General features: G+C 70.1%; 26 protein-coding genes. 15 read left to right on the plus strand and 11 right to left on the minus strand.

Going from position 1 to position 26,978, the window contains the following annotated elements; genetic code table 11:
* Nucleotides 1-106: 106 nt before the first annotated feature.
* Nucleotides 107-628: a hypothetical protein gene (locus ACZ7L6_RS21725; RefSeq protein WP_471926263.1), complete on the plus strand. Its 522-nt coding sequence runs from the start codon at nt 107-109 to the stop codon at nt 626-628.
* 22 nt (nt 629-650) lie between these two features.
* Here ACZ7L6_RS21725 and ACZ7L6_RS21730 read toward each other — a convergent pair whose 3' ends face one another.
* Genes ACZ7L6_RS21730 through ACZ7L6_RS21740 form a run of 3 tightly spaced genes read right to left on the minus strand, consistent with a single transcriptional unit; the run spans nt 651 to nt 3,016 of the window.
* Nucleotides 651-1,421: an enoyl-CoA hydratase/isomerase family protein gene (locus tag ACZ7L6_RS21730; protein WP_471926265.1), complete on the minus strand. Its 771-nt coding sequence runs from the start codon at nt 1,419-1,421 to the stop codon at nt 651-653.
* Nucleotides 1,418-1,834 carry a Zn-ribbon domain-containing OB-fold protein gene (locus ACZ7L6_RS21735; protein ID WP_471926267.1) on the minus strand — a complete coding sequence of 139 codons (417 nt, stop codon included), beginning with the start codon at nt 1,832-1,834 and terminating at the stop codon, nt 1,418-1,420. Before ACZ7L6_RS21735 ends, ACZ7L6_RS21730 begins: the two co-directional genes overlap by 4 nt.
* 15 nt (nt 1,835-1,849) lie before the next feature.
* Nucleotides 1,850-3,016: a lipid-transfer protein gene (locus tag ACZ7L6_RS21740; protein ID WP_471926269.1), complete on the minus strand. Its 1,167-nt coding sequence runs from the start codon at nt 3,014-3,016 to the stop codon at nt 1,850-1,852.
* 110 nt (nt 3,017-3,126) lie between these two features.
* On the opposite strand from ACZ7L6_RS21740, the gene ACZ7L6_RS21745 reads away from it, so the two are divergent.
* Nucleotides 3,127-4,695, plus strand: coding sequence for a FadD3 family acyl-CoA ligase (locus ACZ7L6_RS21745; protein WP_471926271.1), 1,569 nt, complete (start codon nt 3,127-3,129; stop codon nt 4,693-4,695).
* Between the two features lie 121 nt (nt 4,696-4,816).
* Here ACZ7L6_RS21745 and ACZ7L6_RS21750 read toward each other — a convergent pair whose 3' ends face one another.
* Both ACZ7L6_RS21750 and afsR read right to left on the minus strand, forming a co-directional pair.
* A complete protein-coding gene (locus ACZ7L6_RS21750) occupies nt 4,817-4,984 on the minus strand; it encodes a hypothetical protein (protein ID WP_471926273.1) in 168 nt (55 codons plus the stop codon).
* A 194-nt stretch (nt 4,985-5,178) separates the two neighbouring features.
* A complete protein-coding gene (gene afsR, locus ACZ7L6_RS21755) occupies nt 5,179-8,127 on the minus strand; it encodes an SARP-family global regulator AfsR (RefSeq protein ID WP_471926275.1) in 2,949 nt (982 codons plus the stop codon).
* A 279-nt stretch (nt 8,128-8,406) separates the two neighbouring features.
* Between afsR and ACZ7L6_RS21760 the strand changes: the two genes are divergently transcribed.
* From ACZ7L6_RS21760 to ACZ7L6_RS21770, 3 genes are all read left to right on the plus strand, one after another.
* Nucleotides 8,407-9,639, plus strand: a complete 1,233-nt coding sequence (locus ACZ7L6_RS21760; protein ID WP_471926277.1) for an amidohydrolase family protein — start codon at nt 8,407-8,409, stop codon at nt 9,637-9,639.
* Nucleotides 9,636-10,553, plus strand: a complete 918-nt coding sequence (locus ACZ7L6_RS21765) for a TIGR03619 family F420-dependent LLM class oxidoreductase (RefSeq protein WP_471926279.1) — start codon at nt 9,636-9,638, stop codon at nt 10,551-10,553. The genes ACZ7L6_RS21760 and ACZ7L6_RS21765 overlap by 4 nt, the downstream gene beginning before the upstream one ends.
* A 90-nt stretch (nt 10,554-10,643) precedes the next feature.
* Nucleotides 10,644-11,276, plus strand: coding sequence for a helix-turn-helix transcriptional regulator (locus ACZ7L6_RS21770; protein WP_471926281.1), 633 nt, complete (start codon nt 10,644-10,646; stop codon nt 11,274-11,276).
* A gap of 16 nt (nt 11,277-11,292) precedes the next feature.
* Here ACZ7L6_RS21770 and ACZ7L6_RS21775 read toward each other — a convergent pair whose 3' ends face one another.
* On the minus strand, nt 11,293-12,084 hold the full coding sequence (locus ACZ7L6_RS21775) for a hypothetical protein (RefSeq protein WP_471926283.1): 792 nt from the start codon (nt 12,082-12,084) through the stop codon (nt 11,293-11,295).
* A gap of 33 nt (nt 12,085-12,117) precedes the next feature.
* Nucleotides 12,118-12,861: a hypothetical protein gene (locus ACZ7L6_RS21780; protein WP_471926285.1), complete on the minus strand. Its 744-nt coding sequence runs from the start codon at nt 12,859-12,861 to the stop codon at nt 12,118-12,120.
* A 167-nt stretch (nt 12,862-13,028) separates the two neighbouring features.
* Here ACZ7L6_RS21780 and ACZ7L6_RS21785 point away from each other — a divergent pair, with 167 nt between their 5' ends.
* The 5 genes from ACZ7L6_RS21785 (at nt 13,029) to ACZ7L6_RS21805 (ending at nt 19,181) form a co-directional block, all read left to right on the plus strand.
* Nucleotides 13,029-13,799, plus strand: coding sequence for an SDR family NAD(P)-dependent oxidoreductase (locus ACZ7L6_RS21785; protein ID WP_471926287.1), 771 nt, complete (start codon nt 13,029-13,031; stop codon nt 13,797-13,799).
* A 122-nt stretch (nt 13,800-13,921) separates the two neighbouring features.
* Entirely contained in the window at nt 13,922-15,040 is a 1,119-nt protein-coding gene (locus ACZ7L6_RS21790) for an LLM class flavin-dependent oxidoreductase (RefSeq protein WP_471926289.1), read from the plus strand.
* A gap of 120 nt (nt 15,041-15,160) precedes the next feature.
* Entirely contained in the window at nt 15,161-16,891 is a 1,731-nt protein-coding gene (locus tag ACZ7L6_RS21795; RefSeq protein ID WP_471926291.1) for an N-acyl-D-amino-acid deacylase family protein, read from the plus strand.
* A gap of 26 nt (nt 16,892-16,917) precedes the next feature.
* On the plus strand, nt 16,918-18,351 hold the full coding sequence (locus ACZ7L6_RS21800) for an aldehyde dehydrogenase family protein (RefSeq protein ID WP_471926807.1): 1,434 nt from the start codon (nt 16,918-16,920) through the stop codon (nt 18,349-18,351).
* Between the two features lie 47 nt (nt 18,352-18,398).
* Nucleotides 18,399-19,181, plus strand: coding sequence for an alpha/beta fold hydrolase (locus ACZ7L6_RS21805; protein ID WP_471926293.1), 783 nt, complete (start codon nt 18,399-18,401; stop codon nt 19,179-19,181).
* A gap of 19 nt (nt 19,182-19,200) precedes the next feature.
* Here ACZ7L6_RS21805 and ACZ7L6_RS21810 read toward each other — a convergent pair whose 3' ends face one another.
* Entirely contained in the window at nt 19,201-19,596 is a 396-nt protein-coding gene (locus tag ACZ7L6_RS21810) for a nitroreductase/quinone reductase family protein (protein ID WP_471926295.1), read from the minus strand.
* 177 nt (nt 19,597-19,773) lie between these two features.
* Between ACZ7L6_RS21810 and ACZ7L6_RS21815 the strand changes: the two genes are divergently transcribed.
* Nucleotides 19,774-20,601, plus strand: coding sequence for an endonuclease/exonuclease/phosphatase family protein (locus tag ACZ7L6_RS21815; protein WP_471926809.1), 828 nt, complete (start codon nt 19,774-19,776; stop codon nt 20,599-20,601).
* A gap of 5 nt (nt 20,602-20,606) precedes the next feature.
* On the opposite strand, the gene ACZ7L6_RS21820 is transcribed toward ACZ7L6_RS21815, so the two are convergent.
* Together ACZ7L6_RS21820 and ACZ7L6_RS21825 are read right to left on the minus strand one after the other, a co-directional pair.
* Nucleotides 20,607-20,789 carry a DUF397 domain-containing protein gene (locus tag ACZ7L6_RS21820; RefSeq protein WP_471926297.1) on the minus strand — a complete coding sequence of 61 codons (183 nt, stop codon included), beginning with the start codon at nt 20,787-20,789 and terminating at the stop codon, nt 20,607-20,609.
* Between the two features lie 10 nt (nt 20,790-20,799).
* Complete coding sequence (locus tag ACZ7L6_RS21825) at nt 20,800-21,651, minus strand: helix-turn-helix domain-containing protein (RefSeq protein ID WP_471926299.1); 852 nt, start codon at nt 21,649-21,651, stop codon at nt 20,800-20,802.
* Between the two features lie 205 nt (nt 21,652-21,856).
* On the opposite strand from ACZ7L6_RS21825, the gene ACZ7L6_RS21830 reads away from it, so the two are divergent.
* The 4 genes from ACZ7L6_RS21830 (at nt 21,857) to ACZ7L6_RS21845 (ending at nt 25,414) form a co-directional block, all read left to right on the plus strand.
* Nucleotides 21,857-22,291 (plus strand): ATP-binding protein, encoded by a 435-nt coding sequence (locus ACZ7L6_RS21830; RefSeq protein ID WP_471926301.1) that lies wholly within the window; start codon nt 21,857-21,859, stop codon nt 22,289-22,291.
* 74 nt (nt 22,292-22,365) lie between these two features.
* A complete protein-coding gene (locus ACZ7L6_RS21835; RefSeq protein WP_471926303.1) occupies nt 22,366-22,644 on the plus strand; it encodes a hypothetical protein in 279 nt (92 codons plus the stop codon).
* On the plus strand, nt 22,641-22,922 hold the full coding sequence (locus ACZ7L6_RS21840; protein ID WP_471926305.1) for a hypothetical protein: 282 nt from the start codon (nt 22,641-22,643) through the stop codon (nt 22,920-22,922). The genes ACZ7L6_RS21835 and ACZ7L6_RS21840 overlap by 4 nt, the downstream gene beginning before the upstream one ends.
* 116 nt (nt 22,923-23,038) lie before the next feature.
* Nucleotides 23,039-25,414, plus strand: a complete 2,376-nt coding sequence (locus ACZ7L6_RS21845) for an NACHT domain-containing protein (protein WP_471926307.1) — start codon at nt 23,039-23,041, stop codon at nt 25,412-25,414.
* 43 nt (nt 25,415-25,457) lie between these two features.
* On the opposite strand, the gene ACZ7L6_RS21850 is transcribed toward ACZ7L6_RS21845, so the two are convergent.
* A complete protein-coding gene (locus tag ACZ7L6_RS21850; protein ID WP_471926309.1) occupies nt 25,458-26,975 on the minus strand; it encodes a CehA/McbA family metallohydrolase in 1,518 nt (505 codons plus the stop codon).
* Nucleotides 26,976-26,978 lie beyond the last annotated feature (3 nt).

Here is a 26,978-nt window from a genome sequence, read left to right on the forward strand (position 1 = left end):
AGCGATTGCCGCCATGCGGCCGCTGCTAACGTGACGTGCTCACGATCAGTACAACGGGGATGCACACCACGGGGTTGCACCACATTTTTTTCGGGGGTTGAACGACGTGAAGCTTCGCCATGTCCGCGCTGTGGCCGTGTCCGTCTGCGTGGTGGTCGCCTTGACCGGAGCCCGGCGCTCGCACGGTGGCGGCTGTGACGACAGCTCCAACTCCAGCAGCTCGTCGAGCAGTTCGGGCGGCTACTCCGGCGGCAGCACCCACTACGACGACGATGACGACGACTACTCGTCCTCGACCGGCGGCTCGGGCGGCACCGACGCGACCGCGACGGCCTCGCCCACCGAGGACGTGAAGATCACCAGCTGCCTGTACGACCCCAGCCGGGGCATCGTCGCCCGCGTCGAGGCCACCAACACCAGCAGCATCACGACGTACACCTACGAGTTCGGCGTGGCCTTCAAGGACCCCGACGGCGCGCCCCTGCGCACCAGCGAGTCCACCATCCCGTACGTCTCGCCGGGCGCCACGGAGACCCTGGACGTGGCCGCCGTGTACGTCCCGGAAACCGGCGCGAACACGAGCGGTGTCACCTGCACCCTCGACGACGTGACGCGGACCGCGCAGTAACTGAGAGCCTGCGAACAGGCTCTCACCGCACCCGGTGGTCGCGGCGCCGCGACCGGAACAGCTGCGCCTGCCGTTCGCCCGGCAGGTTTCCGAGCGCGATCAGGTGCGGTGCCTGTGCGAACGCCTGGGCGAGGGCGGCCTCCTTGGCCGCCCACAGCGCCCGTACCGTCCCCTGGACGCCCTCCGCCGGGTACCCGGCGATGACGGCGGCACAGTCGGCCGCGGCGGCCAACGCCTCGCCGGGCACGGTGACTTCCGACACCAGGCCGATCTCGTGGGCCCGCCGGGCCGACAGCCGCTCCGCGCTTCCCATGAGCGCCATCCGCGCGGCCTCCCCGTACGGCATGCGCAGCGCCATGAGCATGGACTCGTAGGCGCTGACCATGCCGTAGGTGGTGTGCGGGTCGAAGAAGGTGGCGGTCGGGTCGGCGACGACGAAGTCCGCCTCTCCCAGGAGGTAGAAGGCGCCGCCGCAGGCCATGCCCCGCACGGCGGCGACGACCGGTTTCCACAGGTCGTTGGCCTTGGGGCCGACGCGCAGGAGCGGATCGTCCGTCATGTACGGCGAGTTGGGCTGCGGGACTACGGCATCCCGGTCCAGCCCCGTGCAGAACGCCCGCTCTCCGGCACCGGTGAGGACGACGGCCCGTACGGTGTCGTCGAAGCGCAACGCCCGCCAGCACTCGACCAGTTGGTCTCTGAGGTCCAGGTCGATGGCGTTGAGGCGGTCGGGCCGGTCGAGCGTGACGACGGCGACGCCGGTGTCCTTGTCGGTCGTGACGGTGAGGCTCATGGGCGCTCCAGGACCCACTGCGGGAGGGCGGTTCCGCTGAAGACGGCCTGGACCTTGGCGCCGATGCGGATCCGGTCGGGAGAGAGGGAGTTCAGGGGCGCGTCCGGGGCGGTGACGAGGTTGCCGACGAGGCGGATGCGGGGTGCGTCGGCGAGTTCGACGACGATGACGTTGTACGGCGCCTGCTCCGCGTAGTCCGGCAGGAGGGGCGGGTGGGGGACGACGTAGGACCAGACGCGCCCGTGCCCGGAGACCTGGCGCCACTCGCTCGCGAAGGACTGGCAGTGCGGGCAGCAGGGGCGGGGCGGGAAGCGGGGTTCGCGGCAGTCGGCGCAGGTCTGGACGCGGAGTTCGCCCCGGGCGGCGTACTGCCAGAAGGGGGCGCCGTCGGGGTCGGTGACGGGGGAGAGCATCCGTGGATCAACTCCTCAGTTTCGCAGCAGCAGCGCGGAGGTGGGGACGCCTTCGCCGGCGGTGACGAGACAGGTGGCGGCGCCCGGGACCTGGGCGGTGCTGGTGCCGCGGAGCTGTTTGACGCCCTCGTTGATGAGGTTGAAGCCGTGGACGTAGGCCTCGCTGAGCCCCCCGCCCCCGGTGTTGATCGGCAGCGCCCCGCCGATCTCCAGGGCGCCCCCTTCCGTGAAGGACCCGCCCTCCCCCCGCCCGCAGAAGCCGTACCCCTCCAGGGAGAGCGGTATGAGAGCCGTGAACGCGTCGTAGATCTGGGCGACGTCCACGTCCTGTGGTGTGAAGTCGGCGTGCTTCCACAGATGCCGGGCGGCGGTCCAGGCAGGTCCGGTGAGCGGGTCGTCGTTCCAGTAGTTGACCATGCCGTGGTGCTGGGCGGGCAGGCCCTGGGCGGCGGAGTGGACGTAGACGGGGGTGTGCCGGCAGTCCCGTGCCCGCTCCCGGCTGACCAGCACGCAGGCCAGGGCACCGTCCGTCTCCAGGCAGTTGTCGAAGAGGCAGAGGGGCTCGCTGATCCACCGGGAGGTCATGTACATCTCGCGAGTGAGAGGACGGTCGTACATGATCGCGGCGGGGTTCTGATTGGCCCGGTTCCGGCAGGCGAGCGCGACATTGAAGAGATGGTCCCGGGTGGCGCCGTACTCGTGCATGTAGCGGCGGGCGAGCATGGCGATCTCGTCGGCCGGCCGCAGGAGGCCGTACGGCCGTGTCCACTGGGCGGGGGTGGGCAGTTGGGCGGTGGTGTTCTTCCAGGGCCGGGGCCCGCTGCCGCGCTTGCGCGACCGCCAGGCGACCCCGACCGTCGCCTGCCCGGTGGCGATGGCGGCGGCGAGATGCGCGACGGTGGCACACGACCCGCCACCCCCGTACCCCACCTTGCTGAAGAAGGTGAGGTCCCCGAACCCGACGGCCTTGGCCAGCTCCACCTCGTCCGTCTCCTCCATGGTGTAGCTGGCGAGGGCGTCGACCTCCCCCGGGGCGATCCCGGCGTCGTCGAGGGCGGCGAGGACGGCACGGCAGGCGAGGGTCCTCTCGTCCTCGTCGAGCCGTTTGGCGAAGGGGGTCTGTCCGATGCCGACGATCGCGGTGGCGTCCTTGAGGCCGGTGACTGGGACGGCTCCGGTCATGCTGCGCGCACCTCCGCAAGACGAAGCGGCTGCTGACAGGGCGTCAGGCTACAGCTAATCTGACGGTCAGTCAGCTACTGGGTTTCGCCGGGTTCCGTCTGGAGGCTGTTGTGCGCGGTGACTTGGAGTGGGGCAGCATTCCGGAACTCGTCCGCGGCGCGGCCGAGCGGTACGCGGACGCCGAGGCGGTGGTGGAGGGCCGCACCAGGATCTCGTACGCCGAACTGGGCGCCCGCGTCGAGCGCTCGGCCGCCGCCTGCATCGCGAACGGCATCGCGCCGGGCGACCGCGTCGCCATCTGGGCCCCGAACACGCTCGACTGGATCGTGGCGGCGCTGGGCGCGGTGTCGGCGGGGGCGGTGCTGGTGCCGCTGAACACCCGCTTCAAGGGCGGGGAGGCGGTGGATGTCCTGCGGCGCAGCGGGACGCGGCTGCTGTTCGTGACGGGCACGTTCCTGGGGACGTCGTACGTGGCGTCGCTGCGCAGGGCGGTCGCGGACGGGCCGGGGCTGCCGGAGCTGGAACAGGTGGTGGTGCTGTCGGACGACGCCCCTGCGGACTTCCGTACCTGGAAGGACTTCCTGGCGAGCGGGGACGGGGTGGGGGAGCCGGAGGTGCGCGCGAGGTCGGAAGCCGTGTCCGGCTCCTGCCCCTCGGACATCGTCTTCACGTCCGGGACTACGGGCCGCCCGAAGGGCGCGGTCATCACCCACGCGCAGACGCTCCGTGCCTACGAGGTGTGGAGCGACCTCGCGGGCCTCCGGCAGGGCGACCGCTATCTGATCGTGAACCCCTTCTTCCACACCTTCGGCTACAAGGCCGGAGTGATCGCCTGCCTGATGCGGGGTGCGACGATGATCCCCCAGCCGGTGTTCAACGTCGACACGGCCCTGGCGAACATCGCGGCGGAACGCGTGTCGGTGCTGCCGGGCCCGCCGACCCTCCACCAGTCGTTGCTCGACCACCCGGCTCGGGACACGTACGACCTCTCGGCGCTGCGGCTGGTGGTGACGGGCGCGGCCGTCGTGCCCCTGCGGCTGGTGGAACGCCTGCGCGGGGAGCTGGGCGTGGAGACGGTCCTGACGGCGTACGGCCTCTCGGAGGCCAGCGGCATCGTCACGATGTGCCGGCGCGGCGACGACCCGTCGGTGATCGCGTCGACCTCGGGCCGCGCGATACCCGGCACGGAAGTACGCGTCGAGGCCCCGGTCGGCGAACCGGGCGAGGTCCTGGTCCGCGGCTTCAACGTCATGCGGGGCTACTACGAGGACGAGGCGGCGACGGCGGAGGTGCTGACGGAGGGCGGGTGGCTGCGGACGGGGGATGTGGGGGTGCTGGACGAGGCGGGCAACCTCCGCATCACCGACCGCATGAAGGACATGTTCATCGTCGGCGGCTTCAACGCGTACCCGGCCGAGATAGAGCAGGCGTTGGGGCTGCACCCGGATGTGGCCGACGTGGCGGTGATCGGCGTCCCGGATCCGCGGCTGGGGGAGGTCGGGAAGGCGTTCGTGGTGCGGCGGCCGGGGGCTGTGCTGACCGGGGACGACCTGATCGCGTGGGCGCGGCGGGAGATGGCGAACTACAAGGTGCCGAGGACGGTGGAGTTCGTACGGGAACTGCCCCGGAACGCCGGGGGCAAGGTGGTGAAGGGGGAGCTGCGGGCCCGGCGGCGTTAGGGCCTGTCGTTCGGATCACGTCGGCGTCGCGGGGCAGGCCCTGGCCCGTCCCGGACATGCGTCGGCCGCGGCGGCTCCCCTCCGCGCCGCCGCGGCCGATCCCCGTGGGGGTGCTGGTCTGTCAGGCCTCTTCGCTCGTGATGTGGGTGTCGAGCGGCTTCACCGTGCCGTCGTCGGCCTTGGCGTCGGTGATGTGGGTGTCGAGCGGGTTGACCGTGCCGGCGTCGGCATCGGTGATGTGGGTGTCGAGCGGCTTGACGGTGCCGTCGGTCTTCTTCTCATCGGCCATGCTGTTCAACTCCTGTGACTGGGACACGAGGCCCGCCCGGCGACTCCCCCGAGGGCCGCCGGACGGGCTGGTCAGGGCCGTTCACCTTAACGGTGGGCCGCAACGATGATCCGTCTGCCCCCCGACGCGACGGATCGACGGCATTCAGCGTGCCGTGAGGCGATAAACGAACGATGAACGCTGCCCGGGTCCGACTACGCGGCGGCCACGGGAAGGAGCAGTCCCCGCACCTCAGCGGCCTCCGGGGAACCCAGATCCTCGTAGATGGACAGGGCTTCGCGCCAACAGGCCTGCGCACGGTCGAGCTGCCCGATGTCGTACAGGGCACGCCCGAGAACGGTGAGTACGTTCCCTCGCCGCCAGTCCCCGCCGATGCCGCGCAGGACGGCGAGTGACTGTTCCGCGAGAGCGGCGGCCTGGGCGGGCTTTCGCTCGCTGAGCAGTATCTCGGCGAGCCGGAAGATCGCCATTCCCTCCCAGAGCCGCTGGCGGCTGTCCTGGAACACCTCGAGAGCCTCGGTCAACTGCTCGACCGCACGCGCGAGTTCACCGGCCTGGGCGAGCGCCAGCCCCAGGGCGTAGCGGCCGTTGGCGCCGCGCAGAGTGTGGCCCAGGCGGTCGTAGATGCTGACACCCTCGCGCGCGAGCTCGATCGCGCTGCTCGTCTGTCCCATGGCGAGGTGCGAACGCGAAAGGTTGCACAGCGCGTTGGCCTCACCGGCCAGGTTGCCGTCCGACCGGAAGTTGGTGAGGGCCTCCTGGAGATGGACGGCCCCCTCGGCATGCAGGCCTCTGTAGACCGCGATGACACCACGATGATTCGGCACCCAGCAGTTGAGGGCCGGATCGCTGACTCGCTGTGCCAGGGCCGCGGCTTGGCTCACTTCGTCGTCGGCCTGGGCGAATCGCCCGGCTGCCAGGTGGGCGTCGGTCAGGGTCGTCCGAGCTCGGCCTTCGACCTGGACGTCGCCCGCTGCCCGAGCGGCATCGCGGGCGGCCATCGCCGCTGCCTCGTAGTCACGGGCGGCAGCGCCGGACTCGGCCAGGTCCTTCGCCGCCCAGAGAAGGTCGACAGCCCTTCGCAGGCCACCGCTGCGCACGGACTGACTCGCGCAGGCCAGCAGGCAGTTCGCCTCGGAGTACAGCCAGTCCTGAGCCTCATGGCGACTGCCGAAGCGCAGACCGGGGAACTCCCCGTGCTCCAGATGATCCACCAGCCGGTCCCCCGGCCGCTCGATCGCATAGACCCCCGCCGCCGTCGCCAGATAGAAGTCCAGCAACCGCGACATCGCCGCTTCCCGCTCACTCGGCGGCCACTCGTCCCGCTCCGCGCACGCACGCGCGTAGAGCCGCACCAGGTCGTGGTACCGGTACCGCCCGGGCGCCGCCGACTCCAGCAGTGACGTGTCGACGAGGGACTCCAGCAGGTCCTCCGTGTCGTCCGGAGGCAGATCGAGTACGGCCGCGGCGGCCGCGAGCGAGATGTCCGGGCCGTCGGCCAGGCCCAGCAGCCGGAACGCCCGGGCCTGGGCGGGCTCCAGGGCGCCGTAGCCCAGCTCGAAGGTCGCCTTCACGGCGAGGTCGCCGGCCTGGAGCTCGTCCAGCCGGCGCCGCTCGTCCGCGAGCTTCGCCGCCAGCACCGACACCGTCCACGTACGGCGCGCCGCCAGCCGCGACGCCGCGATGCGGATCGCCAGCGGCAGGAAACCGCACGCCGCGACCACGTCCAGCGCGGCCTCCCGCTCGGCGGCCACCCGCTCCTCGCCCACGATCTTCGTGAAGAGCTGCAGCGCCTCGTCCGGCGACATCACGTCCAGGTCGACCAGATGGGCACCTGCCAGGTCCACCATGCGGACCCGGGACGTCACCAGCGCCGCACAGCCCTCCGTGCCCGGCAGCAGCGGCCGTACCTGGGCGGCGTCCTTCGCGTTGTCCAGCAGGACCAGGACCCGGCGGCCGTCCAGCACCGACCGGTACAGCGCCGCCCGCTCCTCCAGCGAGTCCGGGATCGCCGAGTCCGCCGTCCCCAGGGCCCGCAGGAAGGAGCCCAGCACCGTCTCCGGCTCCGCCGCCCGCGGGCCCGCGCCCTGGAGGTCGACGTACAACTGACCGTCCGGGAACGCCGAACGCGCCTGGTGCGCCACGTGCACCGCCAGCGTCGTCTTGCCGACGCCCCCGATGCCCGCCAGCGCCGACACCGCCATCACCCGGCCCTCGGCCGAGGCGAGGACCTCGCTGAGCTCGGAGACGAAGGCGGAACGGCCCGTGAAGTCGGGGACGGTCGCCGGGAGCTGGGCCGGGCGCACCGGGGTCACCGCCGGCTCGGTCACCGGCGCCGAGGGCTCCGCGAGGCCGGGGTCCGCCTGCAGGATCCGCTGCTGGAGCTCCTTGAGGCCCGGGCGCGGGTCCACGCCGAGCTCGTCGGCGAGCAGGCGCCGCGTGTCCGCGTACACCGCCAGCGCCTCCGCCTGACGGCCGCTGCGGTACAGGGCGAGCATCAGCAGCTCACGCAGCCGCTCCCGCAGGGGGTGCGCCGCCGTCAGCGCCGTCAGCTCCGAGACCGCCTCGGCGTGGCAGCCCTGCTCCAGGTCCATGTCGAGGCGGGACTCGAGGAGCTGCAGCCGCCACTCCTCCAGGCGGACCCGCTGCGCCTCCGCATACGGCCCCGGCACCCCGGCCAGCACCTCGCCGTCCCACAGCGCCAGCGCCCGCCCCAGCACCTGGCGCGCATGGCACAGATCCCCGGCGCCCCGCGCCTTCTCCGCCTGAGCCACCAGCTCCTGCGCCACGCCCAGATCCAGCGCGCCCTCGGCCAGGCCCCGCACCGCGTAGCCGCCCGACTCGCTCACCAGGACCCCGGGGTCCAGCACCTTCCGCAGCCGGGAGGCGTACGTCCGCAGCGCCGCCAGCGCCTGCGACGGCGGGTCCTCGCCCCACAGGGCGTCGATCAGCTCCGCCGCGGTCGCCGTACGGCCCTCGCGCAGCAGCAGGGCGGCCAGGAGCGCACGTTGCTGAGGGGAGCCGGTGGGGAGCTGCTCGTCGTCGCGCCAGGCGCGTACCGGACCGAGCACGCTGAAGCGCAGCATCGCCGGCTCCTGGGAGCCGGAACGCCGCTGCTCGGGCACACGCGGTGCACCGTCCATCGGGTCCCCCTAGGCATCCTCAACAACTAGGTCAGTTTGCCTTGTTCAGGGCGGATGCGTCAGCCGGGCGAGACACCGATCACAGGCAGGGCACACCCGGGCGTGCGGGATTCCACAAGGTCCCCACACGATCTCCGTACACGACCGACCAGAACCGATCAGCTCGCCCTCGTGAGCACCGCCGTACGGCACCGCCGTACGGCACCGCCGTACGGCACCGCCGTACTGCAGCCCGCCGCATAGCTGACGGTCCGTCAGATCAGCGCTACCGTGAACGCCATGGACGACACCGAGACGACGTTTCCCCTGATCATCTCCGTCGACGACCACACCGTGGAACCGCCCACCGTGTGGCAGGACCGGCTGCCGAAGAAGTACCTCGACACCGGCCCCCGCACCGTCCGCGCCCCGCTGAAGGAAATGACCTTCCTCGGCGGCCGGTTCAAGCCGGTCATGGGCCGGCCCGGCGATGACGGGCCGATCGGTGACTGGTGGGTGTACGAGGATCTCCACCGACCCCTCACCCGCCTCGACACCGCCGTCGGGTACGACCGGGACGAGATCAAGCTCGAGGTCATCACCTACGAGCAGATGCGCCCGGGCTCCTACGACGTCCCCGCCCGCCTGGCCGACATGGACCTCAACCACGTCCAGTCCGCCCTCTGCTTCCCGACCTTCCCCCGCTTCTGCGGCCAGACCTTCACCGAGGCCGAGGACCACGAGCTGGGCCTGCTGTGCGTCCAGGCCTACAACGACTGGATGGTGGAGGAGTGGTGCGGCCCGGCCGCCCAGGGACGGCTCATCCCGCTCACCCTCATCCCCCTCTGGGACGCCGAGCTCGCGGCCGCCGAGGTCCGCCGCAACGCCGCCCGCGGCGTGCGTGCCGTCGCCTTCTCCGAGATACCCCCGCACCTCGGGCTCCCCTCCGTCCACACCGACGACTGGGACCCCTTCCTCGCCGCCTGCGACGAGACCGGCACGGTGGTCGCCATGCACATCGGCTCCTCCAGCCGTATGCCCTCCACCTCCGCCGACGCCCCGCCCGCCGTCGGCTCCACCATCACCTTCGCCAACTGCTGCTTCTCGATGGTCGACTGGCTGATGAGCGGCAAGTTCGAACGCTTCCCGAACCTCAGGGTCATGTACGCGGAGGGCCAGATCGGCTGGATCCCGTACATCCTGGAGCGCGCCGACGTGGTGTGGGAGGAGAACCGCGGCTGGGGCGGGGTCGCCGACAAGGTGCACCGGCCGCCGTCCGAGCTGTTCGCCGACCACGTCTACGGCTGCTTCTTCGACGACGCCTTCGGCCTGCGCAACCTGGACGCCATCGGCCTGAACAACGTCCTGTACGAGACCGACTATCCCCACTCCGACTCCACCTGGCCGAAGTCCCGCGACGTCGGCGAGGCCCAGATGGGCCACCTGGACGCGGACGTGGTCGAGCGGATCGTGCGGGGCAACGCCATCGAGCTGCTGGGGCTCACCCCCGAGGGCTTGTGGAGTGGTGCATGAAGTACGGCATCCAGCTGCCCGTCCAGTCCCAGAGCACGATCTACGCCGAACCCTGGGAAGCCGCCGCCGGCCCCGGCGACCTGATCGCCGTCGCCCGCGCCGCCGATCACGCCGGCTTCGCCTACGTCGCGAGCTGCGACCACGTCGCCATCCCGCGCCGTCTCGCGTCCGCGATGAGCACGGTCTGGTACGACCCGGTCGCCACCCTCGCCTTCCTCGCGGCCGCCACCGAGCGGGTACGGCTGCTCAGTCACGTAGCCGTCGTGGGCCTGCGGCATCCGCTGCTCACCGCCAAGCAGTACGCCACTCTCGATCACCTCAGCGGCGGGCGGCTGGTCCTCGGGGTCGGAGCCGGGCACGTCCGGGAGGAGTTCGAGGTGCTGGGGGTCGACTTCGAGCGGCGCGGTTCCGCGCTGGACGAGACCGTCGACGCGCTCAGGGCGGCCCTCGGCCCCGAGGAGTTTCCCGAGCACCACGGTGAGCTCTACGACTTCGAGGGCCTCGGACAGCGGCCGCGGCCCGCCCAGGAGCGCGTTCCGGTGTGGGTCGGCGGGTCGTCGCCCGCGGCGGTGCGGCGGGCCGCGCTCAAGGGGGACGGGTGGCTGCCGCAGGGAGATCCGCGGGACCGGCTGCCGGGGCAGATCGCGCGGATACGGCGACTGCGCGAGCAGCGGGGAGTCCAGGGGTCGTTCACCATCGGCGCCATCACCGAGCCGCTGTACGTCGGGACGCCCGCCTGGGACGTCGGGCGCCGGACCGTCACGGGCAAGGCCCAGGAACTGGCCGAGTCGCTCCGTGCCTACCGAGCCATGGGGGTGCACCAGATACAGGTGCGGTTCCGGTGCCGGAGCCGGGCCGAACTCACCGATCAGATCGAGGCGTTCGGGGCGGAGGTGGCGCCGCTGCTGCGGTAAGCGCCTTCCTTGAAAGCTTGAACATGTCCACGTCGGCAGCCGTATGTACGGACGTACGGACGTACGGCTTCGGCGGAAGGACACCATGACGTGCGCACTTCCCGCAGACTCACCGTCGCCCTCGCCTGCCCCGAGGGACGTTGGCCGCACACCGAGTGGCCGGCTCCCGACGACCCGTATGTCGAGCGGGTGGTGCGCCTGCGGCCGCCGTACACCGTGCCCGAACGGGTGGACGTCCTCGTCCTGCGCTGCGACGAACCGTCGGAGTGGCTGCGGGAGCTGGGAGCGGCCGGTGTTCCGTTGATCGTCGTCAGTCCGCGCCGGGACACCACCACCGTGTTGGAGGTGTTCCGCGGCGGGGCCGGCTATCTGGTCGAGGGCGACTACTGCACCTGCATGCTCTCCTCGGCCGTCGTCGGGGCCACCATCGGGCACACCTACCTCTCCCCGGCGGCCTGCGCGGCCCTGCGCGAGGAGGCCCGGCGGGCGTCCAGGGGGGACGCGGCGACGCAGCGGCTGCGCGGTCTTCTCTCGCCGCGGGAGCGGCAGATCATGGACCTGCTGTCGACCGGGCTCGGCGCGCAGGAGATCGGGCTGCGATTACGGCTGAGCGAGAAGACGGTCCGCAACAACCTCAGCAACATCTACGCCAAGCTCGACGCACGCGGCAGCACGGACGCGGTCCTGAGGTGGCTGGGAGCCGCGCCCGTGCTTCGCATCTGAGAACTTCCGCGGCGAGCTACGACGCCGGGATCTCGGCGAGCGGTATTTCGACGTCGGTGACGTTCTCGCCGCCCTCACCGAATCCGGGTTCCGACCTGAGGGCGCGCGTGGAGTTCTTCAGCCCGGCGGCCTCGGGAGTCCCGCACTTCACGTTGCGCAGCCACAGACGCCCGTCGGGCGTGCCGTTCTTGAGGATCTGCGGATAGAAGACGTGCATGCTCGTGGCGCCCTCGCTGGGCGCGAAGAACACCTTCTGACCGTCCTGCGGCTCCTTGTACGTGGCCCGCAGGAATCCGCTCACGTCGGTGCGTTTCGCGGACCACATGAAGAAGGCGACGCTGTCCGCCTGCACGGTGTCCGTCCTGCTGAACGCCAGGGTGGTCGTCTTGTCGTCGCGCGTGATGTTGATTTCGGTGGTGCTGAACTTCACGCCGATCTCGAAGACGGAATTGGAGAGCTTCGAGCCGGCATCCACGCTGAATCCTTCATCGACCTGGATGGTCCTGGTGACGGACGCGCTCACATTGAAGGTCTTCGAGGCGGTGGCCGTCGATCCGCAGTTGTCGGTCACCGCGGAGACCCGCTGATTGGGCCCGAGGTTGTCCCGCTTGAACTGGACGTCGACGAACTCGCAGTTCTCCAGCTTGTCGGAGTCCGCCGCGCAGTCGGCGGTCACTTCGGAGGTGGTGGCGGCACCCGCCGGGTTCATCAGCGGTACGGCGATCGCCAGGGCCGCCAGCGGGGACAGGGCGAGGGTGATGCGCTTCTTCTTGCTCCGGTGAGCTCTGGAGCGGCGGGCGCGGGTCATGGGGTTCTCCTGTGGATGTGGGGGGTTTCAGGGTCAGCAGTCGGTCAGTACGGCCTTGGAGGTGCCGTCCACGACACCGGGGGCACCCGCCGCGCCGGGGAGCATGACGGGGCCCTCGACGACCTCCGGCGCCACGAAGTTCTGCTCTGGTGTGGCGTTGGTGACGGTCGTCGCCTCGCGGGCGTCGATCCGGACCCGCCATTCGCCGGTCATCCGCTGCATCTTCGGCGTGAACTCCATGTGGAGCACCTTGCCGACCGGCACTTCGCGCTGTTCCGTGTCACCGGCGGTCGCCGACTTGACCGTCATGTCGAGGGTGCCTTTGTGCCTGACCCAGGATCCGTTCAAGGCCCCGAAGATCCCTCCACTGCCGCCCTGTTGGACGACGGTGCTCTTGCCCTTGCCCTGCGCCACCGTCGCCGACCAGGTGACCGACACCTTCGCCGGCTCGGTGGCGTTCGGTTCGCAGTTCGGGAAGTCGATGGAGGCCTTTTCGGTCGGCCCGTCGAAGGTCTCGAACTTCGTCTCGACGAAATCACAGTTGTCGGACGCGAAACTCGGTCCGGCGATCGGATGGCCGCCGAAGTCGGAGATCGACTGCTGCTTTCCGTCGAGCACCTTGGCCCTCTGGCACATCGTCATGATCTCCTCGGGCGTCTTCCCCTCGTCGGCGGCGTTCGCCGACGGGAGCAACGCCACGATCACCCCGCCGGTCGCCAGCGCCGCGCCGACAGCCACGAGCCTGATCTTCTTGTTCTTGAGTCTCCGCTTGGACATGGCGAGGATTTTGGATTCCCTTGACGATCGCCGACAGGGTCAAACATCCCTACTTGCCGGTCACGTGAGATTCGCCTCGGCAACGCCGGTGACTTGCATCTGACGCATCGTCAGGTATGCCGCTACGATGCGGAGTCCACCGTGTCCACCATGTGCAGGGGGCCGCAATGGGCAAGCTCGACGGACGGGTCGTCATCGTCACCGGAGCAGCGCGCGGACAGGGCGAGCAGGAGGCGCGGCTCTTCGTCGCGGAGGGCGCGAGAGTCGTCGTCGCGGACGTCCTCGACGACCAGGGGCGCAAGCTCGCCGAGGAGCTGGGCGCCCTGTACGTCCACCTCGACGTCGGCGAGGAGACCGACTGGCACGCGGCGGTCACCGCGACGAAGGAGGCGTACGGGCACATCGACGGCCTCGTCAACAACGCCGGCATCCTGCGCTTCAACGCCCTCCTCGACACGCCTCTCGACGAGTTCATGCAGGTCGTGCGGGTGAACCAGGTCGGCTGCTTCCTCGGCGTCAAGACGGTGGCGCCCGAGCTGGCCGACGGCGGCACGATCGTCAACACCGCCTCGTACACCGGGGTGACCGGCATGGCGGCCGTCGGGGCCTACGCCGCCACCAAGCACGCCATCGTCGGCCTCACCCGCGTCGCCGCCCTCGAGCTGGCCCCCCGGCACATCCGCGTCAATGCCATGTGTCCCGGCGCCATCGACACCGCGATGTCCAACCCGGCCCAGCTGGATCCGGACGCCGACCTGGAGGAGACGTCCCGGGCGCTCGACGCGCTGTACCGCAAGCTCGTGCCCCTCGGGCGGGTCGGGAGGCCGGAGGAGGTGGCGCGCCTCGCGCTGTTCCTGACCTCGGAGGACTCGTCGTACATCACCGGTCAGCCGTTCGTGATCGACGGGGGGTGGCTGGCGGGCGTCTCGGTCATCTGAGCGCCGTTCGGGCACTAGCTGACTACCCGTCAGCTATTGACCATCCGTGCGCCCGGTGCCACAGTCGGCGGCAGGTCGCTATCTGACGAAGCGTCAGAAACTACTGGGGACGGTGAACCGCCTTGGAATTCGGGCTCTTTGTACAGGGATACGTGGGCAAGCGCGCCGAGACCGACCCGCTCGCCGAACACAAAGCGCTGATGGAGGAGACCGAGTACGTCATCCAGGCGGACAAGTCCGGCTTCAAGTACGCGTGGGCCTCCGAGCACCACTTCCTGGAGGAGTACTCGCATCTGTCGGCGAACGACGTCTTCCTGGGGTACCTGGCGCACGCCACGGAGCGGATCCATCTCGGGTCCGGGATCTTCAACCCCCTTGCCCAGGTCAACCACCCGGTGAAGGTCGCCGAGAAGGTGGCCATGCTCGACCATCTCACCGGCAACCGGTTCGAGTTCGGCAGTGGGCGGGGTGCGGGGTCGCACGAGATCCTCGGGTTTCTGCCGGGGATCACCGACATGAACTACACCAAGGAGATCTGGGAAGAGACCATCGCCGAGTTCCCGAAGATGTGGCTCCAGGACGAGTACGCCGGCTTCCAGGGCAAGCACTGGTCGCTGCCGCCGAGGAAGGTCCTGCCGAAGCCGTACGGGAAGTCGCATCCGGCGATGTGGTACGCGGCGGGGTCGCCGTCGTCGTACGCCATGGCGGCGAAGAAGGGGCTCGGGGTGCTGGGCTTCAGCGTGCAGAAGGTCGCCGACATGGAGTGGGTGCTGGAGCAGTACAAGACGGCGATCGTGGACGCGGAACCCGTCGGGGACTTCGTGAACGACAACGTCATGGTGACGACGACGGCCATCTGTGCGCCCACTCATGACGAGGCGATACGGATCGCCCTGAACGGGGGGCTGCACTACCTGCCGTCGCTCGTCTTCCGGTACCACGACACCTTCCCGCGGCCGGAGGGGTTCCCGGTGTGGCCGGAGACGCTGCCCGAGTACACCGCCGAGTTCGTCGAGGTCCTCATCGAGGAGGAGCTGGTGATCTGCGGGGATCCGGACGAGGTGCTGCGGCAGTGCAAGCGGTGGGAGCAGGCGGGGGCGGATCAGCTGAGTTTCGGGTTGCCGGTGGGGATTCCGAAGGAAGAGACGTTGCAGACGATTCGGCTGATCGGGGAGCACGTGATTCCGAAGATCGATACGGATCCTGTGCATCGGACTTCGCGGTTCCGGAAGGGTGTCTGAGCTTCGTTGGCGGCTGCGGGTTCGTGGGGGCTGGTCGCGCCCACGCGGCGGAGCCGCATATCGACGCAGCCCCGCGCCCCTCAGCGGCATGTCCCACACGTGAGTTGAGGAGTTGACGTCATGCTCGATCACCTCATCAAGGGTGCGACCGTCGTTGATGGGACGGGTGCGCCCGGCTACACCGCCGACGTCGGCATACGCGACGGTCGTATCGCCGTCATCGGCATCGTCACCGAAGAGGCCCGGACCAGCGAGGACGCCAACGGCCTGATCCTCGCCCCCGGCTTCGTCGACCCCCACACGCACTACGATGCCCAGCTGTTCTGGGACCCGTATGCGACCCCGTCCCTCAACCACGGCGTCACGACCGTGGCGGCCGGCAACTGTGGGTTCACGCTCGCGCCGCTGAATCCGGAGCGGCCCGGCGACGCCGACTACACGCGCCGCATGATGTCCAAGGTCGAGGGCATGTCGCTGGTGGCGCTCGAAGAAGGGGCGCCTTGGAGCTGGAGCTCCTTCGGGGAGTATCTGGACGCTCTTGAGGGGCGGATCGCCGTCAACGCCGGGTTCATGGTGGGGCATTGTGCGCTCCGGCGGTACGTCATGGGGCCCGACGCGATCGGCGGGCAGCCCGGCGAGGAGCAGCTCGCCGGCATGCTGCGGCTCCTGCACGACGCCATGGACGCCGGGGCCTGGGGGTTCTCCACCACCCAGTCGTCCAGTCACTCCGACGGGGACGGCAAACCGGTCGCCTCCCGGCACGCGAAACCGGCGGAGCTCCTCGCGCTGTCGCGGGCGGTCGGCGAGCACGAGGGGACGCAGATCGAGGCGATCGTGGCGGGGTGTCTGGATCAGTTCAGTGATGCCGAGATCGATCTGTTCGTGGAGATGAGCGCGGCGGCGGGGCGGCCGCTCAACTGGAACGTCCTCACCATCGACTCGGCCGTCCCGGAGCGGGTCCCCAGGCAGCTCCTCGCGAGCGAGCAGGCCCGCAAGGCGGGCGGCAGGGTGGTGGCCCTCACCATGCCGATCCTCACGCCGATGAACATGTCGCTCGGCACCTTCTGCGCGCTGAACCTGATCCCCGGGTGGGGGCCGGTCCTCGGGCTGCCCGTGCCCGAGCGGATCGCCAGGCTGCGCGAACCGGACGTGCAGGCGGAGTTGCTCGGGCACGCGGTCTCCAAGGAGGCCGGTGTCTTCCGGCGGCTGACGAACTTCGGGCGGTACGTCATCGGCGACACCTACAGCGAGGCGAACCGCGGGCTGACCGGGCGGGTCGTGGAGGACATCGCGCGGGAGAGAGGGCTCGACCCCTTCGCGTGCCTGGTGGAGATCTGCGCCGCCGACGATCTGCGTACGGTCCTGTGGCCCATGCCCACCGACAACGACCCCGCGTCCTGGGCGATGCGGGCCGAGGCCTGGCAGCACGAGGACGTGCTGCTCGGCGGGTCGGACGCCGGGGCGCATCTGGACCGGATGTGCGGGGCGCCGTACACGACCCGGTTCATCGGGGACTGTTTGCGCGGGCGGAGGCTGGCGAGCCTGGAGCAGGCGGTGAAGATGCTGACGGACGATCCCGCGCAGCTGTTCGGGCTGAAGGACCGCGGCCGGATCCAGGAGGGCTTCCATGCGGATCTGGTGCTCTTCGACCCGGAGCGGATCGACGCCGGTACGGCCACCCTGGTGCACGACCTGCCGGGTGACAGCCCACGGCTGGACTCCAAGGCGATCGGCGTACGGGCGGTCTGGGTCAACGGGGTCGAGGCGATCCGGGACGACGTGGTGACCGGGGCCGTACCGGGGCGCGTGCTGCGGTCGGGGCGGGACACCAGGACGGTGGCCACGAGGTGAGCTCTCAAGGTCCGGCTCGTCAGCCGTTGTTCGTGGGGGGCTCGTGGGTGGAGCCGGACGGCGGCTATTACGCCGTGATCGATCCGGCGACCGAGGAGACCGTCGGGTGGGCGCCGGAGGCCTCGCGGGATCAGGTGCACGCGGCCTGTGCCGCGGCCCGCGAGGCCTTCGGGCCGTGGTCGCGCACGACGCCGGAGGAGCGGGCGGTGGTTCTCGCGCGTACGGCGGAGATCATCGGCGAGCGTTTCGCGCCGTACGCCGCTCTCGCCCAGGCCGAGACCGGCGCGACCACGGGAACGGCCCGGGGCATGCAGGTGGGCGTCGGCGCGGCCCGGTTCCGGCGGTACGCGCGCGTGGAGCCCGCCGAGTGGGCGATCGCGCCGCAGATCAACGAGGCCGGGCCGATGGGCAGAGCGGGTGTGATGGGTGCGCTGGCCGTGCGCCAGCCCGTCGGGGTCGTCACCTGCATCACCTCGTACAACAACCCCTGGGCCAACCCGGCGGGCAAGATCGCCCCCGCGCTGGCCATGGGCAACACGGTCGTCGTGAAGCCCGCCCCGCAGGATCCGCTGTCCGTCTACCGGATGGCCGAGGCGCTGGAGGCGGCGGGGGCGCCGGCGGGCGTCGTGAACGTCGTCTCCGGGCGGGCGGTGGAGGTCGGTGAGGCGGCCGTGTCGTCGCCGGACGTCGACATGGTGAGCTTCACCGGCTCCACGGCGGTCGGGCAGCGCATCGCCGAGGTGTGCGGGCGGGACATGAAGCGGCAGTTGATGGAGCTCGGCGGGAAGGGCGCGGCGGTCGTCTTCGACGACGCGGACATCGGGTCGGCCGTGGCGGGGATCGGGACGACGTTCTCCTTCTACAGCGGGCAGATCTGCACGGCGCCGACGCGGGTGCTGGCCCAGCGGGGCGTGTACGACCGGCTGGTCGAGCAACTTGCCGCCTACGCGGGCCGGTTGAAGGTCGGCGATCCGCGGGAGGCGTCCACGGTCGTCGGGCCGGTGATCTCGGCGGAGCACCGGGACCGGGTGGAGTCGTACGTGGAGACGGGACGGAAGGAAGGCGCGGTGGTGGTGGCCGGGGGCGAACGGCCGTCGCTGGACCGGGGTTTCTATGTCGCGCCGACTCTCCTCGCGGACTGCGCCAACGACATGCGGGTGGCGCGGGAGGAGATCTTCGGACCGGTGGTCGTCGTCATCCCCTTCGGCGACGAGGAGGAGGGCATCGCCCTCGCCAACGACACCGACTACGGGCTCATCGACTACGTGTGGTCGTCCGACGTGGCCCGCGCCTTCCGCGTGGCCCGGCGGCTGCGGGCGGGCGGAGTCGGCATCAACACCGTCGGCCGGAACATGGAGGCGCCGTTCGGTGGCTTCAAGAAGAGCGGGGTCGGGCGGGACGTCGGCTCGTACGCGCTGCATGCGTACAGCGAGGTGCAGGCGATCGTGTGGCCCGGTTGACCGGCCGATGACTGGTGCCTGGAGGGCGAGTTGGGCACAGTCGCCTCATGGAGCAGATGGTGCGGGTCAGGGACGGCGAGGTCTGGGCGGACGACTCGGGGGAGGCGGGGGACGGCCCGCCGCTGGTGCTGCTGCACCCCGGAGTCGGTGACTCCCGCATCTGGGAGCCGGTGCTGCCCGCCCTGCAGGAGCGCCACCGCGTCATCCGGTACGACGCCCGCGGCTACGGCCGGTCCCCGGCGCCGACGACGTCGTACACCCAGAGCGAGGACCTGAGGAGCGTCCTGGACCACTTCGGTCTGGACCGGGCGGTGCTGGTCGGCACGAGCATGGGCGGCAAGACGTCGATCACCTTCACCCTGGGCGACCCCGGCCGGGTGGCCGCCCTGGGCCTGCTGGTCCCGGGCGTCAGCGGCTACCCGGATCTGGAGTCGCAGCAGCTGATCGAGCAGATCGGGAAGCTCGCCCAGGCCGGCGACATGGACGGCCTGGTCGCCCTGGGCCTGCGCGCCTGGGGCGCGGCGGGCACCGCCCCCGACACCGCCGCCGCCGAGCAGCTGCGGGCGGCGATCCCCGGTTGGTTCAGCAGCTACGGCCACGAGACCGAGGACGCCCCGGCCTTCGACCGGCTGGGTGAACTGAGGGTGCCGTGTGCCCTGTTGCTCGGCGAGAAGGACATGCCCGAGGTGGTCCGCTGCAACGAGGCGATGGCCGCGGCGATCCCCGGCTGCCACCTCGTACGCCACCCCGACTGCGACCACTTCCCGACCCTGCGGGCACCGGACGCGGTCGTGCGGTGGGTGGCCGGGCTGTACGCGCGGGTGGCCTGAACGCGGGGCCGGACCGGCGTCAGCCGTGCAGGTCCACGCGGACCGTCAGGAGATTCGTCCCGAACGCCCGGACCCCGACGCTGTTGAACCGCGGCAGGGAGCGCAGCCGCGCCACCGGGTCGTCGTCCGGCAGCAGGTGGGCGGTGCCGGTGTGCCACCGCCCCCGGATCCGTACCCGCACCCGCGGATCGGCCTTGATGTTGCGGACGTACTGGGACTTGTCACCGAACTCCGAGACCAGCCAGAAGGAGTCACCGACCCGCCGGCCGCCCACCGGCGTCTGCCGGGGCAGGCCGGAGACGCGCCCCGTGGTCTCCAGGACCGTCTGGAGCGGAAGGCGGCGCAGCACCGGATTGCCGACGCGGCGCTGGAAGGCCGTGGCGGCGCGGAACCGGAGATCGGCGAGGCGGGACATGGTGGGTGAGTCTCCTGTCTCGTGCGGCTGTCTCGTACGGACTGTTCGAACGGGCTGTCTCGTAGTGCGGGGCTGTCTCGTCGTACGGGGCTGTCTCGTGCGATCTGTCACGGCGCGACGGTCGAACTGTTGCTTCAATGGTCCCCGACGCGGCATGACGAGAGCGGGTGGCTGCGGATGCGGGTCGTGACCTGGAACCTGTGGTGGCGCTTCGGACCCTGGGAGGCCCGGCAGAAGGCCATCCTCACCGAGCTGCGCGAGCTGCGCCCCGACGTCGTCGGCCTGCAGGAGGTGTGGGCCGCGGGCGGCGAGAACCAGGCCGAGTGGCTGGCCGGTGAACTAGGCATGCACTGGGCCTGGGCCCCCTCACCCGCCCCCGAGCGCTGGCGCCGGCGGATCGGGGACCCCACGGTCGACATCGGGAACGCCGTACTGACCCGCTGGCCGGTCGTAGCCCAACGCACCCTGCGACTGCCGGCCCCCTCCGACGTCGACGACGGCCGCCTGGCCCTCTTCACCCGCCTGGCCACCCCGTCCTACGACATCCCCTTCTTCACCACCCACCTCACCTCCGCCCTGCACGCCTCGGCCGTCCGCTGCCGCCAGGTCACCGCGCTCGCCGAGTTCGTCGCCGAGAACCGGGTCGACACGCCCTTCCCCGTCGTCGTCACCGGCGACTTCAACGCCTGGCCCGACTCCGACGAGATCCGCCTCTTCGGCGGCTACCGCACCGCGCCGACCGTGCCCGGCCAGGTCTTCTTCGACGCCTGGCAGTACGCCGACCCGTCCGCCCCCTCCGCCACCTGGGACCGCGCGAACCCGTACGTCGCGGCCGGCCTGGAGCCGAGCGTCCGCATCGACTACATCCACGTGGGACCGCCGGGGCCCGGCGGGCTGGGCCACGTACGTGCCGTACAGCGGGCGGGCGACGGTCCGGTGGACGGGGTGTGGCCGTCGGACCATGCGGCGGTGGTGGCGGACCTGGGGGAAGCGCCGACGCCCTGACCGCGTCAGGTGCCAGGCGACTTCAGGGCGTTGAGGAGCGATTCGAAGGTGGTGGGGGTGGTGGTGAGGATGGTTTGGGCGGGGTCGGCGCTCTCCGTTATGTGGACGGAGGTGGAGGTGGCGGATATGTGGACGCAGGCGTCGCCTTCTTGGCAGTAGGACGACTTCTGCCAGCGGTGCGGGGACATGTCGGCTCCTTCACAGGTCCTGGGCGATGGCGTGGATCAGGTCGCGGGACTTCTCAGGGCTGAGGGCGATGGCTTCCACGATGTCGAGAAGGTTCCGGTACTTCTCCAGGAGTGCCTCGGCATCGAGGAGGTCAGGGCCGTGGAACTGGTCGAGTTGGGCGGTGTCGAGCTGCGGCACAGGGCCGCGCAGGTAATTGATGGACTGACCGGAACCGGGGAACGCGCCGACCCCGAATGGCAGCACGCGGATGGTGATGTGCTCCAGTTCGCCCATGTCGAGCAGGTGTTGCAGTTGCGCGCGCGCCACATTGCGGCCGCCTACTCGCATGTGCAGGGCGGCTTCGTGCACGACGGTGCTGTACGGAATCGGATGCGTCCCGTACAGCACGCCCTGCCGCTTGATCCGGTGCGAGACCCGATGCTCGACCTCGGGTGGCGTGGGTGCCGGGATGACGTGCCGGAAGATTTCACGTGCGTGATCGGCGGTCTGGAGCAGCCCCGGCATGTGGGACGTGTACGCGGTGCGTACGGCGGTGGCGTGGTGCTCCAGCTCGGCGAGGTCGAGAAGCCCTGACGGCAGGACTTCCCGGTACGACTCCCACCAGCCGAACGTCTTGTCGGTCGCCATGCTGATCAGAGCCTCGATGAACCTCTGGTCAGGGCAGGAGTAGATGTGGGCCAGCGCCCGGATGCGCTCGGGGCTCACCCCGAACCGGCCCGACTCCACGTTGCTGAGCTGACCCTGGCTCGTGCCGAGCGTGCGCGCGGCCTCGGTCGCTGTCATGCCTGCGCGCTCGCGCATCTTGCGCAGCTCCACGGCGAGCCGGAGGCGGCGGGCCGTCAGAGGCGGTCTGGCGGGCATGTGCGAACTCCTCCTGAACGCGCGTTCCGTGGGCAGGTCACTCACAGGAGTGAAGCTGACCCCAAGTATCTCCAGGTCTCACAAATGACATTTGCCGAACCCCTATCTTCATGTTCAGGCGCCCGCCTGGAAGCGCACCGTGGGACGCCACGGCAGAGACACCAGGCGCACACGTCCAACTCCCCTCAGCGACCGGAGAATTCCGATGGCCACCGTATCCCCGTCATGGAACTACACCCTGCACCTCCCGCACGATCCACGCGCCCCGGGTATCGCGAGGGGCGCCCTCAGGCTGATTCTGGCCGCGCACGACATGCACGCACTCACCCCGACCGCGGAACTGCTGGCGACCGAGCTGCTGACCAACTCCCACTGCCACACCAAGGGCCCGTACGCCCTCCGCGTCCGCTCGACGGACCCCGGCCGGCTCCGAGTCGCCGTATGGGACACGGACCCACGCGTCCCACCCGGCTTCTCCCATCCAGGCGCTCCGCCCCCACTGGATTCCGAGGGCGGTCGTGGACTGCACCTCGTGCAGGCGTGTGCCGACACATGGGGCGCCTCGGTGCTCCGCGAACCGGCCGCGTCGAAGGGCGGCAAGCTGCTGTGGGCCGAGTGCGGAGGCGGGGCGGCGTGGTGAGCGTGCGATGTCCGGCCCTGCCCGGTGGCGCCATACTGAGAAGTGGAGCGATGCCCTTTCACCAGGAGCAGACCATGAGCGCACAGCCCGAGCACGGCGGCTGGGGAGCGATGCCCCTCCCGGAGATCCGGACCGTGGACGACCTGCGCAGTGCGCTCAGCCGGTACGGCTTCCCGGGCGACCGGGAGCGGTTCGAGGAGGAGCTGGCGGCTGCCATAGGAGCATCTCCGACCAATGACTTCGAGGGCGCTGCGGCCGTCGTCCGGGCTTATCGACACCGGATCCTGATCAGGAACTCACCCGAGATCATGTCGGCCTTGGAGGATGCCCGCACCGGAGGCGGCGGCACGTGAACGACGTCCCGTTGGAGGAGGCCGAGCCCGCCAGGAAGGCGTTCGGCGACCTGACGGAGGGGGAGCGGGAAGCCGTACGGGAAGCGCTCGCGGTCATCGGGCACGACCCGGCGGTGGGGCGCGAGATCCCCGGCTGGCGTTCTCCGTCCGTGGAGTACACGTACACGACGCCCCTCGCCCGCGATTCGGCCGAGGCGATCACGATCGTCTACACACATACGCCGGGCATGGGGGTGACGGTCGTCTACTACTTCCGGGATCCACAGGTTGTGGACTGAGTCGCCCTGTCGCCTTCCTGTCCCGAACCACCAGCATGCCGCTCGCCTGCCATCCTTTTGGGTTGATGGCCGACCGGTCTCCCCATGTGCGATGCCCATCGGGCACGATGCCGTGCATGCGAAGGGGGACATCATGGTTCCAGCTGTTGCTGTGGGCCGTTGGCCTGGTGTCGGTGGTCTCGGGGCTGGCCGGTTTGTGGTGGACGGCAGGCGAGGTACGGCGCAACAACGTCGACCTCAGTACACAGGCCGGGGTGCTCAGCCTCGGTCTCAGCGCCTTGGGGTTGATCGTTGGCACGGGCTCGCTCGCGGTCTCCTGGCTCGGCTACCGGGCTGACCGGCGTGAGAATGCGGGCGAGATCTCCATCGTCGGTGTCGCGGACAGTCTGGCACTGGCCGTACGCGGTCAGTGGGAGGCCGAAGCCCAGGTGCGGAGGCTGAACGATCCCTACCCCCTGCCTGTCTCCTGGCGCCCTGCCGACCAGCGCCTGGTGGAGCCCTGGCCGTTGCTCCTCCGGATGGCCGCTCGCCAAGGCCGAGAGGATCAGTGGGGCACGCGCCCGGAAGACCTTGCCGGAACCGACACCGAGATCACCGATGTGTTCGCCCATCGCGCCCCCGGCCGACGCCTGCTCGTACTGGGCGCACCCGGCGCCGGCAAGACCATGCTCCTTGTCATCCTCCTGCTCGGGCTGCTCGACCGCCGAAACGCGGGGGACCCAGTCCCCGTGATCTTCCCGCTCGCCTCTTGGAACCCCGACCAGAGCCTGGATGAGTGGATGGCGGAACGGCTCACCGCCGACTACCCGGCCTTGATCCAGCAGACCACGGAACACGGCCGCCGGAACGCAGCCCAGGCTCTGCTGGACAACCGCCTGATCCTTCCGATCCTGGACGGGCTCGATGAACTCGCACCTGCTGTCCGCAGCGCCGCGCTTGCCGCCATCAACGCCGCTCTTCCCCCCGGCCGTCCTCTGGTCGTTTCTTCCCGGAGCACCGAGTACGGTCAGGCACTGAACCCGGATACGGGCGTCCCTCAGCGTCTCAACGGCACGGCGGGCATCGTCCTTGAGCCACTCACGCTGGACACGGCCGCCGCCTACTTACGCCGAGACGCCGGCGGGGAAGGCACGCCGACCGCCGACCGCTGGAATCCGGTCCTCGAGCGGATGACCCGGCAATCACCACTTACCACGGTGCTCGTCACGCCCCTGGCACTCTTCCTGGCCCGCACGATCTACAACCCGCGCCCCGACGAAGCCGGCCCCCGCCTTCCCGACCCCGCCGAACTCTGCGACACCGACCGCTTCCCTGACGAAACCGCCCTGCGCACCCATTTGTTGAACGCTTTCATCCCCGCCGCTTACCGTCGGCACCACCTACGTCCTTGCTCCTGGACCCCGGCGAGAGCCGAACACATCCTGCGCAGACTCGCTCATCTCCTGGAGAATCGCCGACGCGGGAGAGTTGACATCGCCTGGTGGGAACTGCGCCATGCCCTCCCGTCCCCGGTTCTGGCAGCTGTGACCGGTTCTGCCGTCAGCCTGCTCACGATTGTTATGTCGGCTGCGGGTTATGCCGTCGGGGCATACAACGATGACTACGTCCTGGCCAGCTGCAGGCTGTTCTGCAGCGAAGGCATGAGCAGATGGTTCACCGGATTCGGGGTCTTCCCGTATTTCCTCGTCGACGTGCTGCCGCTCTCCGTCATGGGCCAGGGGCCGTACTCCGACGAGGGTTCCCGGCGGCCGTGGCCCACGTGGCCCGCCATCCTGCTGGCTGCAGCGATCCTCATCGTGCTCTGCTTCCTCATCGATGCGCTCGCACGGCTGGGGAGCCGCTTCGCCCCTGCCCGGCACCTCCGCTGGACGTTCAACTCGCGCACTCTTACCTGGAGTCTGCTCTGCACGCTCTTCACCGGTCTGCTGACTGGGAAGTACAACGGATTTATTGCCGGGCTTTCTTGGTCTCTCGTCGCTTTGTCCCTCTGCACCATCATCACCGGGTTGACAGCTGTACTTGCTGATGCCCGCACTGCTGCCTCATCGATGGCACTGCTCCGTGAAGACCGACGCAGCTTCCTGCAGTTCCTCCTCGCCCCCGTCCTGGCCGGCGGCTTTGTCCTCGGCCCTGGTATCGCGCTCGGCCATACCGCGGCCGCCGCAACCATCAGCCTGGACGACCAACTCGTTTTCGTGGGCAGCGGGCTCGGATTCTGGATGGGGAGCATCATCGGCATGGCACTGGCACTGAACCGGACCGCCACAGGGCGCTTCATCGTGATCCGCCTCTATCTGGTCCTGCGGTGGAGGTTCCCCTGGAACGTGATGGCGTTCCTCGACGACGCCCACCGGCACCGCGGCGTGCTACGGCAAGCGGGATCGGTCTATCAGTTCCGGCACGTCGACCTGCAACGACACCTCGCAGCCGCGGCCGCCGCCCCACTTGCCAGGTCGCGCACGCCCTCTCCCCCCTCCTATCCGTCAACGTGAGCCCAAAGGGCATGATTTGTCGTCAGGCTCCAGGTGCCGGCCCTTACAGACGCCCCAGGAAGATCGGATTCGTGAACGCCGCCAACGCCCCCGGCAACGGCCCCACCGCCGCCTCGTGCCGCAACTCCGCCCGCACATAGGCCGCGTACGAAGGCGTCGTGCGCCACTCCACGACCCCGGACCCCGCCACCGGCAACGGCGCGCTCGTGAACAGTACGCCCTGGTCGGTGACGAAGCGGACCGTGCAGCGGGGGACGCCCGAGGCCTCCAGGCGGATCGTGACCGGGGTGTCGCGGTCGGTCTCCAACCGCTCGCCGATGCCCGCCTGTTCGCCCCGGCCGCCGGATGCCGTGAAGGTCAGGGAGACGTTCTTGGACTCGGCCACATACGACCGCCCGGCCCTGATCCCCTCCTGGATCGCCTCCCGTGTCAGGTCGTCGGCCAGGACCACCGTCTGCGGTGAGCCGACGGGATCGGGGTCGCGGTGGGCGTCGCTGTTGCCCATCGCCGGGATCCAGGAGCGGGAGTTCGAGCGCACGGACGCGACCAGCATGCTGTCCCAGTCGGCCAGGGCCACCTCGTCGTCGGGGGTGTAGGGACCGTTCCAGACCTCGATCGCGTCCGCCTCGCCGAAGCCGAACTTCCAGTTGCAGCCGACGCACGTGGCGTGCGGGTGGGCGGGGACGACGAGGCCGCCGGCGCGGCGGATCTGGCGGGCGAACCTGCCGAAGCGGTTGTCGCGGGCCCGGTAGCGCCAGTCGATGAAGGTGCCGGGCTCGGTGCCGAGCGCCACCACGTGGCCGTTGCGCGTCGTGACCTCCTCGCCCAGCATCACCAGCAGGTCGTCGCCCGCCACGTCCGCCCAGTGGGCGTGCGCGGAGTGGGTGTTGTGCTCCGAACTGTTGATGAAGTCCAGGCCCGCCGCCCGCGCCAGCGCCGCGATCTCCGCCGGGGTGCGGCGGCCGTCGGAGTACCAGGAGTGCAGGTGGCAGTCGCCCCGGTACCAGGCGCGGCCCCGGCCCTTCGCCCGCTCCGGCGGGTACGTCGGCTCGACGGCCTCGCCCGGTTCGCCGTACGTCAGCGTGATCGTGAGCTCGTACGACAGGCCCTGCGGCGCCACCGTGTAGGGCCCGAGGGCGATGGACCACGTGCCCTCCTTCACCGGCCCCGGGATGTACCCCGGCGTCGCGTCGTCCGCCCGGATGAAGAACTCGGTCCTCGCGCCGCCCGACCAGCCCCGGAAGCCCTTCCCGCCCAGCTCCGTGCCGCGCCAGTCGAAGATGCCGATGTCGAGGGCGTTGCCCGGGGTACCGGCCGGGACCGAGGGCTTGTCGTAGGTGTAGGAGACCTTGATCTCCTGTACGCCGTCCGGGATGTCGAGCGGTACGTACACGAAGTCGGGGGACCCGGGCGGCAGGGTGCCCCGTACCGTGCGGGTCTCCGCCTGTCGGTTGTCGTCGGCGCCTCTCGCGAAGGTCACGCTTCCCAACGTAAGCGCGGCGGCGGCGCTCGTCACGAACAGTGCGCGTCTTCCGAGGCCGGCGTGGCTGTCCTCGCACATGCT

The sequence above is a fragment of the Streptomyces sp. NPDC107522 genome (assembly GCF_055657525.1).